The sequence below is a fragment of the Bdellovibrio sp. ZAP7 genome (assembly GCF_006874645.1).
In the GTDB taxonomy this organism is placed as follows: domain Bacteria; phylum Bdellovibrionota; class Bdellovibrionia; order Bdellovibrionales; family Bdellovibrionaceae; genus Bdellovibrio.
In genome coordinates, this window is record NZ_CP030082.1 from 1,713,272 (window position 1) to 1,733,151 (window position 19,880).

Annotated in this window: 17 protein-coding genes; 13 read left to right on the top strand and 4 right to left on the bottom strand. The window is 45.0% G+C overall.

Annotated elements, in window-relative coordinates; translation table 11 throughout:
- Positions 1-188: 188 nt before the first annotated feature.
- From purF to DOM22_RS08350, 10 genes are all read left to right on the top strand, one after another.
- Complete coding sequence (purF, locus tag DOM22_RS08305) at positions 189-1,709, top strand: amidophosphoribosyltransferase (protein ID WP_142699914.1); 1,521 nt, start codon at positions 189-191, stop codon at positions 1,707-1,709.
- Complete coding sequence (locus tag DOM22_RS08310) at positions 1,706-2,413, top strand: AIR carboxylase family protein (protein ID WP_142699915.1); 708 nt, start codon at positions 1,706-1,708, stop codon at positions 2,411-2,413. Before purF ends, DOM22_RS08310 begins: the two co-directional genes overlap by 4 nt.
- A complete protein-coding gene (locus DOM22_RS08315) occupies positions 2,410-3,432 on the top strand; it encodes a phosphoribosylaminoimidazolesuccinocarboxamide synthase (protein ID WP_142699916.1) in 1,023 nt (340 codons plus the stop codon). The genes DOM22_RS08310 and DOM22_RS08315 overlap by 4 nt, the downstream gene beginning before the upstream one ends.
- Entirely contained in the window at positions 3,414-4,652 is a 1,239-nt protein-coding gene (gene purD / locus DOM22_RS08320) for a phosphoribosylamine--glycine ligase (RefSeq protein WP_142699917.1), read from the top strand. The genes DOM22_RS08315 and purD overlap by 19 nt, the downstream gene beginning before the upstream one ends.
- Positions 4,649-5,269 (top strand): phosphoribosylglycinamide formyltransferase, encoded by a 621-nt coding sequence (locus DOM22_RS08325; RefSeq protein ID WP_246845904.1) that lies wholly within the window; start codon positions 4,649-4,651, stop codon positions 5,267-5,269. The genes purD and DOM22_RS08325 overlap by 4 nt, the downstream gene beginning before the upstream one ends.
- Complete coding sequence (locus DOM22_RS08330) at positions 5,263-8,310, top strand: AIR synthase-related protein (RefSeq protein WP_142699918.1); 3,048 nt, start codon at positions 5,263-5,265, stop codon at positions 8,308-8,310. Before DOM22_RS08325 ends, DOM22_RS08330 begins: the two co-directional genes overlap by 7 nt.
- Positions 8,294-9,034: a phosphoribosylformylglycinamidine synthase subunit PurQ gene (locus DOM22_RS08335; protein ID WP_142699919.1), complete on the top strand. Its 741-nt coding sequence runs from the start codon at positions 8,294-8,296 to the stop codon at positions 9,032-9,034. The genes DOM22_RS08330 and DOM22_RS08335 overlap by 17 nt, the downstream gene beginning before the upstream one ends.
- Complete coding sequence (gene purH, locus DOM22_RS08340; protein ID WP_142699920.1) at positions 9,024-10,544, top strand: bifunctional phosphoribosylaminoimidazolecarboxamide formyltransferase/IMP cyclohydrolase; 1,521 nt, start codon at positions 9,024-9,026, stop codon at positions 10,542-10,544. The genes DOM22_RS08335 and purH overlap by 11 nt, the downstream gene beginning before the upstream one ends.
- Before the next feature lie 9 nt (positions 10,545-10,553).
- A complete protein-coding gene (gene purM, locus DOM22_RS08345) occupies positions 10,554-11,549 on the top strand; it encodes a phosphoribosylformylglycinamidine cyclo-ligase (RefSeq protein WP_142699921.1) in 996 nt (331 codons plus the stop codon).
- 637 nt (positions 11,550-12,186) lie between these two features.
- Positions 12,187-13,416: a CHASE3 domain-containing protein gene (locus tag DOM22_RS08350; protein WP_142699922.1), complete on the top strand. Its 1,230-nt coding sequence runs from the start codon at positions 12,187-12,189 to the stop codon at positions 13,414-13,416.
- Between the two features lie 3 nt (positions 13,417-13,419).
- Here the strand turns inward: DOM22_RS08350 and DOM22_RS08355 are convergent, their stop codons facing one another.
- The gene (locus tag DOM22_RS08355; protein WP_142699923.1) at positions 13,420-14,784 is read right to left on the bottom strand and encodes a response regulator; all 1,365 of its coding nucleotides are present in this window, start codon (positions 14,782-14,784) and stop codon (positions 13,420-13,422) included.
- Positions 14,781-15,833 (bottom strand): sensor histidine kinase, encoded by a 1,053-nt coding sequence (locus DOM22_RS08360; RefSeq protein ID WP_142699924.1) that lies wholly within the window; start codon positions 15,831-15,833, stop codon positions 14,781-14,783. Before DOM22_RS08360 ends, DOM22_RS08355 begins: the two co-directional genes overlap by 4 nt.
- 156 nt (positions 15,834-15,989) lie before the next feature.
- On the opposite strand from DOM22_RS08360, the gene DOM22_RS08365 reads away from it, so the two are divergent.
- Both DOM22_RS08365 and DOM22_RS08370 read left to right on the top strand, forming a co-directional pair.
- Positions 15,990-16,229, top strand: coding sequence for a hypothetical protein (locus tag DOM22_RS08365; RefSeq protein ID WP_142699925.1), 240 nt, complete (start codon positions 15,990-15,992; stop codon positions 16,227-16,229).
- The gene (locus tag DOM22_RS08370) at positions 16,226-17,221 is read left to right on the top strand and encodes a hypothetical protein (RefSeq protein ID WP_142699926.1); all 996 of its coding nucleotides are present in this window, start codon (positions 16,226-16,228) and stop codon (positions 17,219-17,221) included. The genes DOM22_RS08365 and DOM22_RS08370 overlap by 4 nt, the downstream gene beginning before the upstream one ends.
- A gap of 30 nt (positions 17,222-17,251) precedes the next feature.
- Here the strand turns inward: DOM22_RS08370 and DOM22_RS08375 are convergent, their stop codons facing one another.
- Positions 17,252-18,379, bottom strand: a complete 1,128-nt coding sequence (locus DOM22_RS08375) for a hypothetical protein (RefSeq protein ID WP_142699927.1) — start codon at positions 18,377-18,379, stop codon at positions 17,252-17,254.
- Positions 18,379-18,954, bottom strand: a complete 576-nt coding sequence (locus tag DOM22_RS08380; protein WP_142699928.1) for a cob(I)yrinic acid a,c-diamide adenosyltransferase — start codon at positions 18,952-18,954, stop codon at positions 18,379-18,381. Before DOM22_RS08380 ends, DOM22_RS08375 begins: the two co-directional genes overlap by 1 nt.
- A 62-nt stretch (positions 18,955-19,016) precedes the next feature.
- Here DOM22_RS08380 and DOM22_RS08385 point away from each other — a divergent pair, with 62 nt between their 5' ends.
- Positions 19,017-19,826, top strand: a complete 810-nt coding sequence (locus DOM22_RS08385) for an N-formylglutamate amidohydrolase (protein WP_142699929.1) — start codon at positions 19,017-19,019, stop codon at positions 19,824-19,826.
- The last annotated feature ends 54 nt before the right edge of the window (positions 19,827-19,880 follow it).

Consider the following 19,880-nt stretch of genomic DNA (forward strand, 5'->3'; position numbering starts at 1 on the left):
GACTGAAGAAGTGGGAATCGGGGGACTCGTACCCGTGCTGCCACCAAAATCTGGGTCGAACTCCCGTCGTGTCACCAAAAAACCCAAAATCAAATTCAAATATCTGTATCAATAAAGGCGTCCGTATCGGCGCCTTTTTTATTTTTAAAGTGGCATCATTGACGATGCCACAGTTTTAGGAGCGGTCGATGTGTGGAGTTGTCGGGTTGATTGGAGAGGATAAAGCAGGGGAGAAATTGTTCCCGGCATTATTCGCCCTTCAGCACCGTGGGCAAGATGCCGCGGGTATTTTAAGTTTCGATTTCTCCCGAGGAGAATTTCACCTCGAAAAAGATCTGGGACTGGTTTCTCAGGTGTTTCCCATGGAAAAACTTGAAAAGATCAAAGGCAGTATGGCGTTGGGACACACTCGTTATTCAACGATTGGCACCGTCGACAAAGCGGATCTTCAGCCACTGATCGTCAGTTATCCCAACGGCATAGGCATGGCCCATAACGGGAACGTAACTAATTATAATGAGATCGTTGAATACGTTCGCAAACGTCGCAGCCGTTGGACTTTCACCCGCAATGACTTGGAACTGCTATTACATATGATGTCGATCGGAGTTTCTGATCAACTCGAAGCGGGGAAAAATCTTTCTGCGGAGGTTATGGCCAAAGCCGCGCAACAGGTCGTTGAAAAAGTCCAAGGTGCCTACAGTGTTGTTGGCATGATGGCTGACGAGGGCATGTTTGCCTTTAATGACACGCAGGGAATTCGTCCGCTATTAATTGGACGAAAAAAAAGTGATACCTCTGAAGTCAATGATACAGCTGGTGTCGATAAGAATAAAAATATTAAATATAGTTACTGTTTTGCCTCTGAAAAACAGGTGTTTTTCGCTCTGGGCTTCGAGTACTTCCGTGATCTGAAGCCCGGAGAGTTTGTTTTCGTCGACAAAGACCAGAACTTTCATTCTTTCCCCCTATCCGAAAAACAAGCCAGACCGTGCATGTTCGAGTGGATTTATTTCGCCGGAGCTGAAACAGAATGGCACGGCAGACCCGTATACGATGTTCGCCTCCGTTTAGGCGAAGTTCTTGCCAATGAAACACGCCGCAAAATGCAGGAACAAGGCATTGAAATTGATGTCGTGGCACCTGTACCGGACACTGCAAGAGCGGCGGCACTCCGTTTGGCTGAAGTTTTAAAAACTCCTTACCGCGAAGTTTTAATTAAAAATCGCTACGTGCAAAGAAGCTTCATCGTCAATGAACCTGCGGTTCGAAAAGCCATGGTGAATCTTAAACTTTTGCCAGTGGAAAGCGAAATTCGCGGCAAAAATATTTTACTAGTAGACGACAGTATCGTACGTGGAACAACTTCCGCCCGCATCATTCAATTATTAAGAGAATCCGGTGCTAAGAAAGTTTACTTGGCAAGCACATGCCCACCGATTCGCAATCCATGTTTTTACGGTATCGACTTCCCCGAAGGGGAAGCTTTGGTCGCACATCAAAGAACCGAAGACCAGGTGGCAGAACTTTTGGGAGTGGATGGATTAATTTATCTGCCACTTTCCGAATTAAAAGATGCCATCGGCATTCCAAGCATGTGCAGTGCCTGTTTGGATGGCGATTATCCCGTTTCCGTTTCTAAAGCAGATTTCATCAACACTCGCAGCCACAACATCGGTGGCGGTGGCAAAAATGAGGTGAACCCATGAGAATTCAAGTTCTTTTCGGCAGTCAAAGTGACGAGCGTGTCTACGCTCCTTTATGTCAATCCCTGGAAAACATCGCCAATGTAAAAATGGAAGTGGCTTCAGCCCATCGCCATCCGGAACGTGTGCGCGAAGTGGTTACAACTTGTGAAGCCAATGCTTTTGTAGCGGGAGCAGGTCTTGCGGCACATCTACCTGGTGTTGTGGCTTCATTGACTAAAAAACCCGTTTTCGGTGTAGCGATCAATGGTGCTTTCGGAGGATTGGATGCTTTCCTATCTATCGCACAAATGCCTAAAGATATTCCAGTGGCCGCAGTCATGGAAAACCAAATCGAAATTCTTCCGGAAATTTTGAAAAAGGCAAAGTCCTTTAATCAAAGCAAAATTGAAATCTCCTGGAATCCATATCGCAGTGAAGTTCCCGTACTTGCAAAAACGTTGCAGGACCTTCGTGAAAAAGCGGGAGTGGAAATCACGTGGGTTGATCCCAACAGTCCTGAATGCCAAGGCGAAATCGTGATGGTAGGCGAAAAACCTCAGGGCAAAAACGTCTGCATGTACATCTGTGAAAAAGAAGAACTAAAAAACACGGATCTTGCGAACGAATTCTTCGCGGTGGCGAAAACGGGCGGGGCCTGGGTTGGTGTGAACAACATCGTGAACTTCCTATTGCAAATCAAAAAGATGAAAGAGGCTTTGTCATGAACCTTCTTTACCGTGGCTCTGTAAAAGACATCTACAAAACCAACGAAGGCTTGCTTTTTAAATACAGCAATCGCTATTCGGTTTTTGACTGGGGCGAAATGCCAAATGAAATTCCTCGCAAAGGGGCGGCGCTCGCTGCCATGGCGGGACTTTTCTTTGATCACTTGAAAGACAAAGGCATTGCTTCCCACTATATGAAACCTCACAGCGAAGATTCTATTTTGGTGAATGAGGTCGCAGTCATTCGTCCTGAGTGGGAAAACGGTGTTTATGATTACTCTGTGTATTCAGATAAACCCACAAACTGCCTGGTTCCGTTGGAAGTGATCTTCCGTATTTTGCTCGGCAAAGGAAATTCCCTGGAAGGCCGTCTGAAAAAGAACCCAGCTTACATGGCGGAGCTTGGTTTAGCGCAAATTCCAGATTCTACGATGTCTTTCAATCCACCGATCGTTGAGTTCTCGACAAAATTGGAAACGACAGACCGCTATTTGACTCGTCAAGAAATCAGCGATCTGAATGTGATCGAATCCGGGGAGCTAGAACAAGTTCGTAAACTAACAGGAGACATCGCAGATCACTTGCAAAAGCTTTTTGCTTCCTTCGGTGTAAAACTTTGGGATGGTAAGTTTGAGTATGCCTTCGGTTCGCAAACTCCTAACGGTCGTTCTTTGTTCCTGGTGGACTCGATCGGTCCAGACGAGCTTCGTCTGACTTACGAAAACGCGCCGTTATCAAAAGAATTCCTGCGCCAAATCTATGCGCCAACATCTTGGTATCAAGCCGTGGCTAAAGCCAAAGACATCGCCAAAGAACGTGGCACAAATAACTGGAAAGAAATCTGTGCGAATGAACTAGGTGAAAAACCGCAAGTTCTGAACAATGAACAAGTAAATGTCGCGACCATGCTTTACACATCTTTGGCCAATGAAATGGCCTGGGCTTTGGGTAAAACTGCGCCATTTGAAAAGGAAGCTAGTCTTAAAAACTGGAGACAACAGTGCGCGTCCTGGTTGTAGGCAAGGGCGGTCGTGAGCACGCGATCGCACAAAAAATTTCTGAATCTAAAATGCTTGAATCCCTATGGGTGGCCCCAGGCAATCCAGGGATGAGCAAAGCAGGTTTGAAATGTGCGAGCGTGGAAAAAACGCCCGAGATTCTGGCGTTCTGTAAAATCAATCGTGTGGACCTAGTGATCCTGGGGCCTGAAGCTGCGATTCTTTCTGATCTTAAGGAAACTTTAGAGAAAAACGATATTTCTTGTCTGGCACCGTCACGTGAAGCAGGTCATTTAGAAGCCTCCAAATACTTCTGTAAAGAGATCCTGCAAGACGCCGGTCTTTTAACGGCGGCTTTTAAATTGGCAAACTCGGTGAGCGAAGCTGAAGCGTTTATCGCTCAGCATGACTTCAAAAATCCGATTGTGGTAAAAGCTGATGGTCTGGCACAAGGAAAAGGCGTTGCAGTCTGTGAAAATGCTGAAACAGCTTTGACAGCGATCAAAGACTTGTCCGCGACGTATGGATTTCCCATTTTAGTTGAAGAGTGTCTGATCGGCCGTGAGCTTTCCGCTTTCGCCTTGTGCGACGGAGAAGATTTTGTGGTCCTGGGCACAGCTTGTGACTATAAACGAATCACTCCTGATCCATTTAGTGCCAACACGGGTGGAATGGGGGCATTCAGTCCTTGTGATTTTATATCTAAAGAAGATGAATCCGCCATCGACAATATCTTTAAAAAGTCTCTTAAATCTTTAAAACAAAAAGGAAAACCCTTTGTTGGCTTCCTGTTTGCGGGTTTGATGAAAACTGACAAAGGACTTTATGTCTTGGAATTCAACGTGCGACTGGGGGATCCAGAAACACAAGCGTTACTTCCAAGAATCAAAAGCGATCTTTTGGATTTGTCGGTGAAAGCTGTGCAGGGTCGCTTGCAAAAGCAAAAAACTGAATTCCACGATTTCCGCTCGGTCCACGTGGTGGCAGCGAGTGCGGGTTATCCTGGAAACTCTATGGATTTGGGCCACACGATCCAAGTTCCTGCAAAAACAGCTGAGGGCACGCGGATTTATTTTGCGGGGGTCTCTGCAAAAAATGAGACTTTGGTAAATACGGGTGGCAGAGTTTTGGGAGTGACGGCACTTGCGAAAACTCGCGACGAAGCTCGGGCGCTTGCTTACCAGGAAATGCGCAAGGTGCAATTTCAAGGCTTGTACTTCCGTGAGGACATCGCGCAATGATGAAACCTGTTCGTGTCGCCATTTTCGCCTCGGGGACTGGATCTAATGCAGAAGCATTGATCAAAAAGATGCAGTCGTTGGGTAGCGCGGTTGAGTTTGTCTTTTCTGATAAACCAGCCGCTGGTGTTTTGGCAAAAGCCCACGCTTTAAACACGAAAACCTATGTGATTGAAAAATCACAAGGCCGTGCTCATCACGAACAAGAAGTCTTAAGACTTTTATTTGAACACAAGGTTGATTGGGTTTTGCTCGCAGGTTACATGCGTTTGTTGTCTGCTGATTTTCTAAAAAAACTGGCTGGTCGTCACGAGGGGCATTCTCAAGTGGTGAACATCCATCCCAGTCTGTTGCCAGCCTATCCGGGCAAAGATTCTTTAGAGCGCGCCTTTGCTGACAAAGTCGAACAAAGTGGCGTGACCCTGCATCTGGTTGACGAAGGCATGGATACGGGCGCGGTTTTGAAACAAGTGGCTATTCCGCTCAAGGGCTTTAATGTCTTTGGGGACTTCAAAGCCAGCATCCATCGTTTGGAACATCAAATATATACTGAATTTTTAGAACAAATTGTGACCGGGCAGATTGCCACTCACTCTTTTAAGGAAACTATAGAATGTTAAAGCAACGTGTGGCCATTCGCAGTCGCATCGAAAACTCGCAGGAAGAACACCTTAAAAAGTTGTTCAATCCTTTAACTCCGACCCAAGACTTGAAGCTTTCAAGAGTGTTTTGGTTGATGGAAAAAACACCGGGAGCTTTTAAGCAGTGGGATCTTAAAAAAGATCTGCACAAGGTGTTTTGTGATGCGATCACCGAAGACATGGATTTTGGTTTTCCGGAATATCATGACAATAAAATTTATGTCGAAGTTCGCTATTTGGCGGGTGTGACGGACAACTGGGCGCGTTCAGCAACAGAGGCTCTTTCTTTGGTTTCCGGGGGCGTGACCAAGTCCTGGCAGGATTTTGATTTTGAAGTGCACAGCGGCTGGCAAATTGAGATGAGCGAAGACCTTTCTCAGTCTCAAGTTGAAAAAGTCCTGTTTCAATCCCTGGCAAATCCGTTACTTCAAAAAGTTCAGGTAAAACGCGGGGAAGAATTGAAAGGCGCTAATTCTTTTGCAGACTTCCATGAATATTGGAAAGTTGAAGCGGAACACAAGCCAGAACTAAAACTTTTTCCTCTCACAGCAGATGTTCTTGAAAATTTAAATCAAGAGCGTGGTCTGGCCCTTTCCGCAGTTGAAATCCAAACGATCATCGAGCATTTTTCTTCTCCGGAACAAATGAAAGCTCGTGCTCCCATGGGTTGGGCTGGTTTTGTCACAGAAGTTGAAGTCGAGTGTTTAGCCCAAACGTGGAGTGAACACTGTAAGCATAAAATCTTTGCTGCCAATGTTGAATACTCTGAAGCAGAAGTTAAAGGCGTTCCGATGCTGGGGGCGCAAACCATTAAAAGTCTTTATAAGTCTTATATCCAAGCGGCGACAAACAAGCTGCAAGATTGTGGATATCTGGTTTCTGTCTTTAAGGATAATGCCGGAATCGTCGATTTCGATAAAAACGTCAATGTCTGCGTAAAAGTGGAAACTCATAACAGTCCATCAGCACTAGATCCGTTCGGTGGCGCGATCACAGGGATTTTGGGAGTGAATCGCGATATCCTTGGTTGCGGGGTGGGTGCAAAGCCCATCGCGAACATGGATGTGTTTTGTCTTTCAAAATCTGATCTCTTCCCAAAAGTCGATGATCCAAAACGTCCTGAGCTTTTAAAAGATCCAGGGGTTATCTTCCGAGGCGTTCATCAAGGCGTTGAAGAGGGCGGCAATCAAAGTGGTGTTCCCACAGTGAATGGTTCTTTTTGTTTTGCGAGTGAATTCGCAGCGAAGCCTTTGATCTTTGTAGGATCTTTAGGTGTGATGCCCAAACAAGTTCACGGTAAAAACAGCGAACTTAAAGAGATCCGCCCGGGTGATTTGATCGTCGTGGCAGGCGGTCGTTTGGGTAAAGACGGTGTGCATGGCGCGACATTTAGTTCTTTGGAGCTCAATGACAAAGTCGCATCAAACGTTGTGCAAATTGGTGACAGTATCACGCAAAAACGTCTTTTAGATTTCACGATTATGGCTCGCGATAAAAATCTGATTCAAGCCATCACGGACAATGGTGCGGGCGGAGTCAGCTCCTCGATCGGCGAGATGGCGACACTTTCAGGTGGCGCACGTATGGATCTTTCAAAACATCCGGTAAAATACCACGGTTTGGAATTCTGGGAGATGCTGGTCAGTGAATCCCAGGAGCGTATGTCCTTTGCGGTGGCGCCTAAAAATCTTCAAGCCTTTTTGGATCTAGCAACTAAAATGGGAGTAGAAGCATCCTGCCTGGGGGAGTTCACGAATTCAGGAACTTTTGAAGTGTATTACGCTGATAAAGCCCTGGCCAAACTGGAACTTGAGTTCCTGCATGACGGCCTGAGTAAAATGGAATTGAAAGCCCGTTTTGAAGGACCTAAAGAATACACTGAGTATTTCCGTGCGACTCCGAAAAAGAAAGTTTCGCCGACTTCTGCAAATATCTCAGAAGTTTTAAAAACCATCTTGGCAAATCCCAATGTAGCTTCTCGTGAACCTTTAGTTCGTTATTACGATCATGAAGTTCAAGGGGCGACTCGTGTTAAACCTTATGGTGGAAAAACGCAGCAGGGGGCAAATAACTCTGGCGTCATTGATTTAGCAGTTCACGGTGGGGCCGAGAATAATGCCGTCGCGGTATCGAATGGTCTATGCCCACAACTTTCTTATTACGACACATACCTAATGGCCCAACGTGCAGTGGATGAATCCGTTCGTAACTTGGTTGCGACGGGAGCTGATCCTGACAAAATGGCTTTGGTGGACAATTTTTGCTGGCCGGATCCGACTCCGAAAAAATCAAATCCAGATGCAGAACACAAGATGGCACAATTAGTTCGTGCTTGTGCCGGGATCTATGATGCGGCCTTGGCTTACCGTGCACCCTTAGTCAGTGGTAAAGACAGTATGAAGAATGATTTCATTGGCAAAGTGAAGTCAGGAGAGACCGTTAAGATTTCTGTGCCTCCAACTTTATTGATGACAGCAATTGGACAAGTGCCTGACGCACGTAAGACGGTGAATGGCTTCTTTGCGAACAGTGGCGATCAAGTTTATCTGCTGGGTCAGCCCACGCAGTCTTTGATTGGTTCGGTTTTCTCTCAAGAATATGAAACTATTTCTGCTTACCCGGAGTATCCGAATCTTGCAAAGAATCGCGATTTGTATCGCTTAGTCTTTGGCGCAATTCAACACGATCTTTTAAATTCCTGCCATGATATTTCCGAAGGCGGCTTGATGTCAGCTTTGGCGGAGTGCTGCTTTGGAAATCAATTGGGTTTGGAAGTAAATCTGCGTGATCTTTCCTGGGAGAATATTTGGTCTGAAATGGGCTCTCAATTTGTGGTGAGTGTTCCGGCGGCTAAGATTCCACTGTTTGAAAGATACTTTGATCGTTGTTCGATCAAGCTTGGGCAGGTCACGGACAAAGATGAATTCAAATGGACATTCAACAGCGAAACCCACTCATTGAAAGTAACTGAACTTCAATCCCTTTGGTCTCAGGGAGTTTTAAATGTCTACAACGCCTAATTTTATGATTTTATGGGGTGACGGCATTAACTGCGAAAACGAAACGGCGCGAGCGGTGGAGTTGGCTGGTGGTAAGGCCGAAAAAGTGCACATCAATGATCTGGTGGAAAAGCCCGAGATGCTTCGCGATTTTCAAGGCCTGGTGATTCCCGGTGGTTTTTCTTTCGGAGACCATTTGGGCAGCGGACAGATTCTGGCGTTAAAGCTAGAACGCTTCGTAAAAAAAGAATTGGAAGCTTTCGTTAAAAAGTTCCCGGTGATGGGAATTTGTAACGGTTTTCAAACTCTGGTGCGCTTGGGGCTTTTGCCGGATGCAAATTTTCAGAAATCTTGCTCCTTAGTGAAAAACGAACAAGGCCACTTTCAAAACGAGTGGGTGGAGCTTGAGCGCAACGCCAAGTCGCCTTGTGTATGGACCAAAAATCTTCCTGAAAGCTTTACTTTGCCAGCTCGACACGGCGAAGGCCGCTTTCTTTGTGAAAGCGACGAGGTTCTAAAGGGTCTGCAGAAAAATCAGCAGATTGTTCTTCGTTATAAGGAAAACTTTAACGGCGCCGTCGATCGTATCGCGGGCGTTTGTGATTCTTCGGGACTGGTCTTCGCATTGATGCCGCATCCGGAAGCGGCGATCCACGATTGGCATCTGCCTTTCGCGGGACAAGCCTGGGGTTTGGAATTTTTTAAAAGTGCTTTGCAATATTTGAAAGGTCGCCATGAAAATTAAAAGAGCTCTGCTGAGTGTTTCAGATAAAACCGGTTTGATTGAACTTGCGCAAACATTGCATAAGCACAACGTGGAATTGATCGCCAGCGGCGGCACGGCAAAATCCCTTGAACAAGTGGGCTTGCCTGTGACGGCTGTGGAAGAAATCAGCGGCAATCCGGAAGCTTTTCAAGGTCGCATGAAAACTTTGAGTTTCGAAATTTCGTCCTCGCTTTTGTTTCGTCGTAATGACGAAGCGGACGTGGCGAAAGCTCAAGAATTAAAAATCAAACCGATCGATCTGGTTGTCGTAAATCTTTACCCATTCCATCAAACAGTGGAAAAGGGAAGCGAGTTCGCAGAGTGTGTTGAAAACGTCGACATCGGTGGTCCAACAATGCTAAGAGCGGGAGCAAAGAACCACGAATCCGTGACGGTTCTTTGCGAGCCTTCTCAGTATCAAGGCTTTGTTGCGAATATGCTCGAAAATGGTGGTAATACTTCTTTGGAATTTCGTAAACAGTGTGCTGCCAAAGTTTATACGATGACTGCGTTCTATGACCTGGCTATTGCCGGTTATTTAACTCAAAGCACAGGCCAGCAACTTCGTTATGGTGAAAATCCTCACCAAAAAGCGGTGCTTTTGAAAGATCCTTTCTCTGAAGGCTTGGCCCATAAAGAAACTCTTCAAGGGAAAGAGATGTCTTACAATAATTTCCTAGATGCAGACTTCGCAGCTCAGTCTTTGAAAGATCTTTGGGCATGGCAGGGAGATTATGCTCATCCGTCAGCAGTGGTTGTGAAACATAACACTCCTTGCGGGTTGGCTATCGCAGAAACGCCGATGCGCTCCTTGGAACTGGCTTGGAAGGGTGATGAGAAAAGCTCTTTCGGTGGAGTTCTCGCTTTAAGTTTCACGGTCAATGCGGAAGTGGCAGCTTTTTTTGCTGATAAATTCGTGGAAGTGATCATGGCTCCCGAATTTACTCCTGAAGCGCAGACGATGCTAAAAAAGAATTGCCGTCTGGTTCCGATTACTCTGCAAAAGAAATCCAGCTGGCAAGTAAGAACGATCGAAGGTGGGGCCTTGGTTCAAGAGAAAGACCATTTCTCGACTGAAAACTTTAAAAACGTCACAACGAATACGTTCCCCGCTGACAAACAGAAACTCGCGGCGTTTGCATTTTTGTGTGTAAAAAACCTGAAAAGCAATGCGATCGCGATATGCGCACAACGTGGTTCTGAATTTGAAATGGTCACTTTAGGATCAGGTCAAACCAACCGTGTTGATTGCATTGAAAAGTTGGTGATCCCGCGGTTGCAGGAAAAAGGCGTTAAAGATGCCTCAGACATGGTTCTGGCATCAGACGCATTCTTTCCATTCCCGGATTCGATCGAAATCGCATCTAAAGTCGGTGTGAAATACATCGTACAGCCGGGCGGTTCTATCAAAGATAGTGATGTGATCGCCGAAGCCAATAACAGAAATATCTCAATGATCTTTACTGGTCGTCGCCATTTCTTGCACTAGGAGTATAGAATGTCAGAAGTAATTGATTACGCAAAATCCGGTGTAGATATTCAAAAAGGCGACGCCTTCGTTGAACGCATCAAGATGTTGGTGCCAACGACCCACAACGACCAAGTCCTGCAAGGGATTGGCGGATTCGCAGCCCTTTACAAAGTCAGCGACGATCGTATTATCGCGAGCAGCACAGATGGCGTTGGTACGAAGCTAAAATTAGCGCAGCAAATGAACAAACATCACGGCGTCGGTATCGATCTGGTCGCGATGTGTGTGAATGACTTGTTGTGTGTCGGGGCAAAACCGTTGTTTTTCCTAGATTACATGGCCTTCGGAAAACTAGACACTCGCGTGAGCGAAGAATTGATCGCAGGTATGGTCGACGGTTGTAAACAATCCGGCATGGCCTTGATCGGCGGCGAAACGGCTGAAATGCCAGGCATGTATCAAAATGACGAATACGACGTGGCGGGTTTCAGTGTTGGTGATGTTCATCCTAAAGACATGTTTCAAGAAGAAAACATGGAAGAGGGGGACGTCTTGTTAGGTCTTGCTTCCAGTGGCTTTCATTCCAATGGTTATTCTTTGCTAAGAAAGCTTGTTAAAGAAGACGAAAAGGAACTGATCAACCAATTGTTGGTTCCAACTAAGATCTATGTAAAAACCGTGAACTCCATTCGCAACAACGCTCCATCAGCTTTGTTGGCCATGGCGCACATCACAGGCGGCGGTATTCACAACATTCCACGTATGAGTGATAAGTTTGATTACGTATTAAATGGATGGCCTTCTTTACATGAGACTGCTCCCGTGATCAAAACCATTGTGGAAAGATCGGGTCTTTCGAATGAAAAGCTGTTTGAAACTTTCAATATGGGCATCGGCTTGGTTCTATTGGTCAAAAAGGCTTTTGTTGAAACCATTAAAGACCATCTAAAATCCCAAGACGAAAAGTCCTGGGAAATCGGTTATATCAAAAAAGGCACCGGCCAAATTAACGTACCAATCTAACTTTCGCCCTACCAAGAAGAGCTGCGTCAATCTCGATGGTCCTGTGATGGCGTTGTTACTGTTCTCAGGTTGTCGGATGACTAGAACAATCGTTGGATCAGATGGGACGCCTCATCAACTTATTAGTTGTTGCACAACCGCATCTTGTTATGAAAAAGCTCGCGACGTATGCGGTAGGAATTATAAGATCATCTACACTTCGACAGAAACTTCGGGCGACGCAAACGCAACGTCTAGTTCCATCAACCTCATGGTGAAATGCGAAAACCAAAAGTAGCTCCATTTGGAACTATCCTGCGAAGTACGCGAAAGCGTCTTTGCCATTCGTTACTGTTAGGGAAGCTGATTTGCACACAGAAATTTGCTACGAGATTCGCAATCCCGATTTCGCCTATCAACCGGCCGATGGATTTCATCTAAAGTGCGGTTACGCAAAGACGGGAGAAAATTTCCATCCCGTGTTGTCGGTGGCCCAATTTTCAGTCGTTTTTGATAAGAAATATTGATCGTTAACAAACACTTTTCATCAGTCGCTCAAATTTTCTTGAAGCTTGTACCATTACTCTCTTTCTTAAATCTCGACATGTTATAGTTTGTTTAGTCCGGCCTTATCTGTTTTTTGGGCCAAGGAGTCGTCTTGGAGAAGGGCACGAAAGGTACTAAAGCTGAAAAAAGTCTCTTCTGGGGAGGGGCCCTGGCAGTTCTGTGTTTGGTGGTAATGGGAATTTATTTGCAAAATAATCTAGATAACATCGCAGAGGCTGGTATTCAGCGCGCAAAACTCCGAAAAAGTGCTCTCCAGATAAAGATTTTGAAATCGCTGATTGTCGATGCTGAAACAGGACAAAGGGGGTTCTTGTTAACCGGAAATCAGCGGTATCTTCGACCTTACAACGCCGTCGCGGAAGATATTGACGATAAATTTGCAGAATTGGAAATCCTGCTAAGCAATAGCCCCGCGCAGCTTGAGCTACTTCGTCGGGCCCGGGAGTTAACGGGAGAAAAATTGAATGAGCTTAAGCGGACAGTCGACTTAAAACGTCGCGGCTTCACTCCGGAAGCTTTGGAGATTGTGAAGTCTGACAACGGCCAAGAGGCGATGGAGTCTCTGCGAAATATTTTTGATGAAATGGAGATTTTCCAAGAAGCTCAAATCGTCTCTTTGAGTGGCGCCTTTGTGCAGACTATCCGTAAAAGTAAAAAAGTGAATTTTTTAGGCACTACATTTTTGACACTGCTCACGCTGGGTCTTATCTTTCTCTTCCAAAAAAATGTTCGCATTAGATCTCATCTTCACAAGTCATTGGTCGAATTAGTCGCATCTCTTCGAAAGAAAGAAGAAATTCGCTCGGAAGTTATAGCCATCCAAAATGATATTGCTGCTTCTTACTTCGATTTGCATTTGATGTTGGATAAAGTCGTCCATCTATCAATGCACCTGACAAAATCGGATGGGGCGCTCATCGAGGAGCTGGATCTTGAAAGTGGAGACTTGGTTTATCGATATGCCGCAGGTGCAGCGGTTCCTTACTTGGGTATCCGCGTGCAGGCGAGGAATAGTTTTTCCGGATTGTGCGTGCGGGTGGGACATCCGTTGTTATGCAAAGATTCCGAGGTAGATGATCGGGTCGACAAAGAGGCTTGTCGCCGCGTTCATTTGCGATCAATGATTGTGGTGCCGCTCTATTATGGTGACCGATTGTTGGGCGTCCTGAAAAACTATTCGGAACATCCAAACTATTACAGTGAGGAAGTATTTGAGGCACTCTCATTGGTGTCTGGCATGTTGTCGTCCTCCCTTGGTCGGGCAAAGGAGTTTGAAAAGACTCAGGAGGAAATCCAAGCGCTTCGTCGACTTTCATCTTGAGGTTTATGCACTTTGTTGGTTTTTATTAGCGCCAAACAGTTCATTCAACGCTTTAAGGCAGTTAGCGTCCAAAAGTCCCTGCTTCGTTTCTAGCAGGACCCGATTCGCGCTATAGCCATCCATCGGTTCATCTATGTCTGGATTTTTCAAAGTTAAACAACAGAAGTGATCTGCGGTCGAGATAATACGAGTGAGTGGATGGATCTTTTTTTTATCTATGCCTCGAGGATATCCTGTTCCCATCATGTCCTCGTGATGTTCATAGGTGATTTGAATAACGTCCGTAGGAATGCCTTTTATGGATTCCAGAATTTCTTTTCCTCGAATGGGATGAGACTCGATCATAAGGCGTTCTTGCTTGGAGAGTTTAAATCGACTTTTCTTGAGCAAATCTGCAGGCAGTTCTTTGAATCCAATATTGTGAAAGATGCCAGCCATGGCAATTTTAAATAGATTTTGTGGTGAATTAATTCCCATTTTCTTTGCTATCATAACCGAGTACATGCTAACGCCCAAACTATGTGCATAGAGTGAATCGCTATTTTCGTTAAGCTGATCCAAAACTGTAAGAGCATCCTCGGATTCAGTTATTACAGAGACACAGGAGCTTAAGAAATCCTTGGCGTTGTTGAAAACGGATTTATCTGTTCCTTGCACAAACGCTTGTTGAACGATTAATCCCCCCGTGTATTGCATGAAGCGCAATTTTTTTGGGTCTGTCACCAAAGTGCTATTGTTGACGGCTTTGGAAAGATGTACCGTAAATCCAACGATGCGAGAAAAGTCTACCTGTTTGACATACAGATCGTGGACGCCTTTCTGCTTAAAGATTTTTATTTTGTCTTCAGGTATTTTGCCTCCCTTATGTGCGATTTTTATATATTTATCTTTTGCGACTTTCACGAAGATGCCAAATTCAGTATCTTTTTCTGTTAAAAAGTCTTCGACCGGTAGGGAGCAGAAATCTTCGTCTTTTCCGGCATCGGCAACGAATGCATGGGGCGCAGTTTCTTGGTGAAGCAGGTGGCTTACTTTTTGTAGCAGATCAGAGGATTTAAAGGGTTTAGGAATAAAATCTTTTGCACCCAATCTGTGGGCACTTGTAGTCTCCAAGATTTCAGAAAAGCCAGTCATCAGCATTACTGGAACGTTTGAGCGGTATTGAATAACCCATTTAAGGAGCTCGATACCTGTGCATTCGGGCATTTTGATATCAGAAATTATCAGATCAGGAGTTTTTTCACTTAAGATTTGTTTCGCCTGATTTCCATGTTCCGCTTCGATTACTTCATAAGATTTCTTTAAAAAGTCTTTCACCGCGGAACGGAAGAATTCATCGTCCTCAACTAAAAGTATGGTTTTTTTCATGTGATGCTGCCTTGTAGTTCTGATAGTTCAATTTCTAAGGTTTGTTTTTTTGGAATTTCAATCACGAAACTGGTATTCAAATCTCCCGGATCAATGAAGAGTCTGCCATTGTGACTTTTTATAATTCCTACGGAAATACTGAGACCTATGCCAGTTCCTTTGCCAATTTCCTTAGTGGTGAAAAACGGATGAAAAATTTTTTCCAGATATTCCGGTGCGATACCGGCCCCGCTGTCGGTCACTCTGAATTGAACGAAGTCTGGAGTGTCATCGACTTGAACGGTCACCCATTTTTCAGATAGTTTTGAAACGGCGTCGAGGGCATTGTTCATTAGATTTAATAACACCTGAGTAATTTCAGTGGGGCGGCACTCGATCACGATGGTAGAAGCGGGAATTTTCCAGCGAAGATCTACCGACTCACTTTTGAACCGGTCTTCGCAAAGAATGACGGCGTCTTCTATGCACTCTTGAACAGAGAATTCTGTAAAAGGATCAAGTTCACCGGCTCGAGCGAAAGTTTTTAGTCCTTTGATGATTTTAGCAATTCGGTCAATAGTTGCATCCGATTTATGAACATAGTCAGCGAGAGCATCCTTGTCTGACTGTTCGCCTTTTTCGAGCTCCGAAATGGCTTCATTCAGGAACATCTTGATTGCAGCTAGGGGGGTGTTGATTTCATGAGCGATGCCTCCGACCATTTCACCTAAGGCCGACATTTTCGCTGCTTGTAATGCGATATTTTTTTGTTCATTGAGTTCGAGGTTAGCCGCTTCGGACATTTTGTGAATGGAGGCCTGAATGCTTTTCTGTATTTTTAGGATAACTATCGAACAGAGCAGGGTCATGGCGGAAAATAGAATGGTTAGCAAAACAACTACATCGAACACCGCATCTACCGGAAGCTGTTGTTTTTTTATGGAGATATTTGCAAATGTAACAATAATGCCAGCGATACCAATGGCAGATATTACCAACTCGGCATACGGAATGATATCTCCCGTATATGTATCCTTGATTTGGTCCGCAATCGGTAGGTTGTTTTTCATCCCCGTTAATTCGGAACTGAAAAGTGTCAACTAAACAGATCTCAAGAAATCTTGGCCCGAAAATTCAGATGTTTGCGAGTTTGTTCTATATAACTTCAAAACAGGACGCCGATAAGAAGAATGTCCTTTTTAACCCATACAATACATGGGAGACGTATGATTCCGCCGAAGGAGCATCCGCGCTGGAGAGAAATTGTTGCCCACGATGGCAATCTTTCTTTGCACGCTTTATCAACCAAGATGGTTATGACGCGAGTTAGAACCGTTTTAGGTACGAGCCCCACTGAAGAAAAGGTTCAGGAAGCCATTACTATCGCTTTTGACTTTTTTAAGAAGAATGAATTCGCAGTGGCAGATGATATTAAAACTTTATTTGGTGAGGATTCCGGAAGATGAAAAGTCTTTTAAAAGTAAATGAAGTGGTGGAGTTAATTAAGTCCGGAAAAAAACTAGTTTTAGCAGCTGATGAAAAGTTGCTGATGGCCCTGCCAAAGGGGCAGTGGATCGGCGGGACTATTCCGTATTTCATGTCAGAGAATGGCGGAATAGAAACCACGGAGCTCATTCAGGTCGGTGTACTGCCGGATTTTGTTGAGCACTGTACTGTCATTCACTACAGAGCCGATAAATTGCATAAGATACCTTCTGATTATGAACAAAATGGCGTGTCCTTTATCATGATACCTGCTTTTTCAAATGCACATTTTGAGTTTGCGAAAAATTGTTCAAGTTACCAAGGAATCTTTGATCATCCTCTTTTGGGTTGGATCACGGGCTATCAATTGGGACAGACTGTTCTGACTAAGCCAAAAACCTTTAATGGACTCACAGGTGAATTTTCGGAAGATGGCGCGCTGGTTATGCATTTAAATCTTCGCGAGGATAAATTCGGCAAAGTTAATATTATTAACATTTTTAACCAGGGATCTGGAGACGCGATTTCATTCAAGGAAACGGGGTTTGAGGTATCGTCCTGTTTGGTGAATGGTGTGGAAACGAGCTTTTTCGACTATATCAAATCCAATAATATCAACACGCAATTGCCACTGGTCGCAAATTATTCAGGCGCAGCCGTTAATGTGAGTATTATGACTCTTAACGAAGACAAAAGGACAGTCAGTTTATATGCGCCCGTATTTCCGGGGGTGGATTACAAAATCGCAGCTGCAGTGGAAAGTTACGAAGGCGAATTTGAAAAACATGTTTCCCGAATGAATCTAACCAAGCCAACGTTGTCCTGCAATTGTGTTCTGAATTACCTTTATGCAAATCTTGAGGGTAAAAAAACCGCGAATATCCTGGGGCCGATGACGTTCGGAGAAATCGCGTACATGCTCTTGAATCAGACGATGGTATATGTAACTTTTGAAGACAAGGTAGCGCCTTAAGTCGCGCTACCAAGAAAAGCCGCGTTAAACCTAGAAAGTAAAAAACGGCTCCATCTCAATCGGACGTTCATTGGACGGATGCATGAACTCCGGTGGTTCCGTATCCGGCGGCATCATCAAATAAACTCCAAATGGAATTTTCGCCGACACCCAATTCATCGGGCGACGGTAAACGTATTCAGAACGCATCTGATTATAAACCAGGAACTCATTTTCTTGAGCATCGTCAAAGGCTTTCCAAAGCAAAGCTTCAAAAATATCGCCATTATCCGCATGCAGGAAATTCAAATATTTAAAATTTAAACTTGCTTCGATTTTCAGACGAGAAAACGGCTTCGTCATCGTGCGAGTCCAGCCCAGCATTTTTCCGAATTTCAAAAACTGACGGAAGTTGTGGGCTTTCAAGTTGTAAGTCATCGGGATGAAGTCTTGCTTGCCCTCGGCGGACCAAGGAGCACAACAACCGACGATGTTGTCGTTCTTATCAATCGCGATAATGAAATCTTCAAGCTTCAAACCTTCCCAACGATCCAATTTATCGTGGAAGCTTTGTGCATCCCAAACCGTCGCCAAATCCTTAGAGCGGGATTTTTGCGAGATATAATAAATCAAAGCATCCACATTCGCGGGACTTCCATGGCGCATACGCAAGTGTGGCAGTGGATTTTTCGCCCAAGGAAAGCGTCCATGGACAGAAACCATGTTTAAACGACGGAACAAGTAATAACGAGGCAAAGGACGTTTCAAAGTTCTTTGGCGAACGAAGGCATTCATGGATTTTGCTTCGTTTAAGCTCATCACCGTAAAGAAATACTTCGCATCCAAGACGGAGGAGACTTCATTCATCACTGGCAAAAAGTGCTGACCCCATTCCAAGATCGCTTTACGATTCGAAGAAATACGTAAGTCCCGGCCAAAGGCCACGGTGCGAACTTTATTATCCAGCAAAACATCGCGAACCACAAAGCTCGCCATGCCTTCCAGTTTTCCTTCGTCCTTCAACATATAAGTTAAAGACTTTTCCCCATGAACTTCATAAGGATGAAAAAAATTTCCGTCACGATCAATTTTGATCTGCAAGGGACCATCTAACGGGAAACTTTTGTAAAATTCAACTAACGCGGCCGAATCATCCGGCGAGGCAATCTCAAGTTTCATTAAGTCTTTTTCCAAAGGACTTCAGATTGTCCCATTTTAAGGTTGGCCCAACGAGCAGCAACGAATAAGAAATCGCTTAAGCGATTCAAATACTGCAAACACATGGCATAGCGCTCATCTTTCACCGCGATTTCAGCAGATCTGCGTTCGCTGCGACGGCAGCAGGTACGTGCTACGTGCAAATGCGAAGCGACAATGTGGCCTGCTGGTAAAATGAAATTGCGCAGTTCCGGCAACTCCGCCGTTAATTCATCAATTTTAACTTCCAGCACGCGAATTTGTTCGCCAGTGATCGGTGGCAACATTTGAAAGACTTCGTCTTTCTCCGTTGCCAGCAGGCTTCCGATGTTGAAAAGCTCGTTTTGTATTTTCTCAAGGATCTCATCCAAAGCAAGCAGGGTCGGATAGGCATACAAAGTGGAACGACAGACTCCGATATAGCTATTCAACTCATCCACGGTGCCATAGGCCTCCACGCGTGGATTGAATTTTTCAACGCATGAACCATCCACCAATCGTGTGGTCCCTTTGTCGCCAGTGCGAGTGTAGATCTTTGCTTTGGGAGGTGTCGTCATAACTTTTGCCCTTTTCAATTTAAGTGTCGCGTTTTACTCTGGTGGGGTCAAGAGAGGTTCCTATGGAAATCACAGCTCCGTTAATGGTCACAATTCCACATTCGGGTGAGAAAATTCCACCCCAAACTCCGTGGTTAAACACGTTGCCTGAAGAAATCGTCATGTGCGATGTGGACCGTTACGTAGACTTCTTGTACGAACCGACACTTCGCAAACTGCAAATCCCATTTGTTAAGACCGAGTGGCATCGTTATGCCGCTGATATGAACCGTGTTCCAGAAGATGTGGATTCCTCCTCTGTGATCGGGAATAAAAATCCCGCGGGAATGCACAACCGTGGTTTCCACTGGGTGATCACAACCTACAAACATCAGTTGATGAAAGAGCCGATGACAAGCCAGGCGCATGATGAGTTGGTGAAACTGATTTATGAGCCTTTCCATAATAATATCCGCGACCTTTACGCGAAACTTCACGAGAAAGGTTATAAAAAAACCTTTCACATTGATGCCCACAGCATGCCGTCGGTGGGAACAAGTGAGCATCGCGATCCCGGGGAGCGCCGAGCTGATATCGTGGTCAGTGATAGCAAAGGCAAAAGCTGTGATCCGCGTTTCAAAGACCTGGTGATCGCTGCCTATGTGACTGCAGGATTCAAAGTTGGATACAACTGGCCGTATTTTGGCGGTCGCGTCACAGAGCAATACGGAGATCCGTCTCGTGAAATGCATACTTTGCAGGTTGAAATGAACCGCGAGCTTTACATGGACGAGAAAACGAAGAAGTTGAAACCGGAAGAAGCCAAGAAGGTTCAGGAGAAAATCGCCTTTGCTTTGAGCTATATCCGCAACAATTTACAGCACCTAGCGTAGGGCGTCGAAGACCGAAAAGCATAGTCATAGGGCAGGGTTTCATCTAATGATATT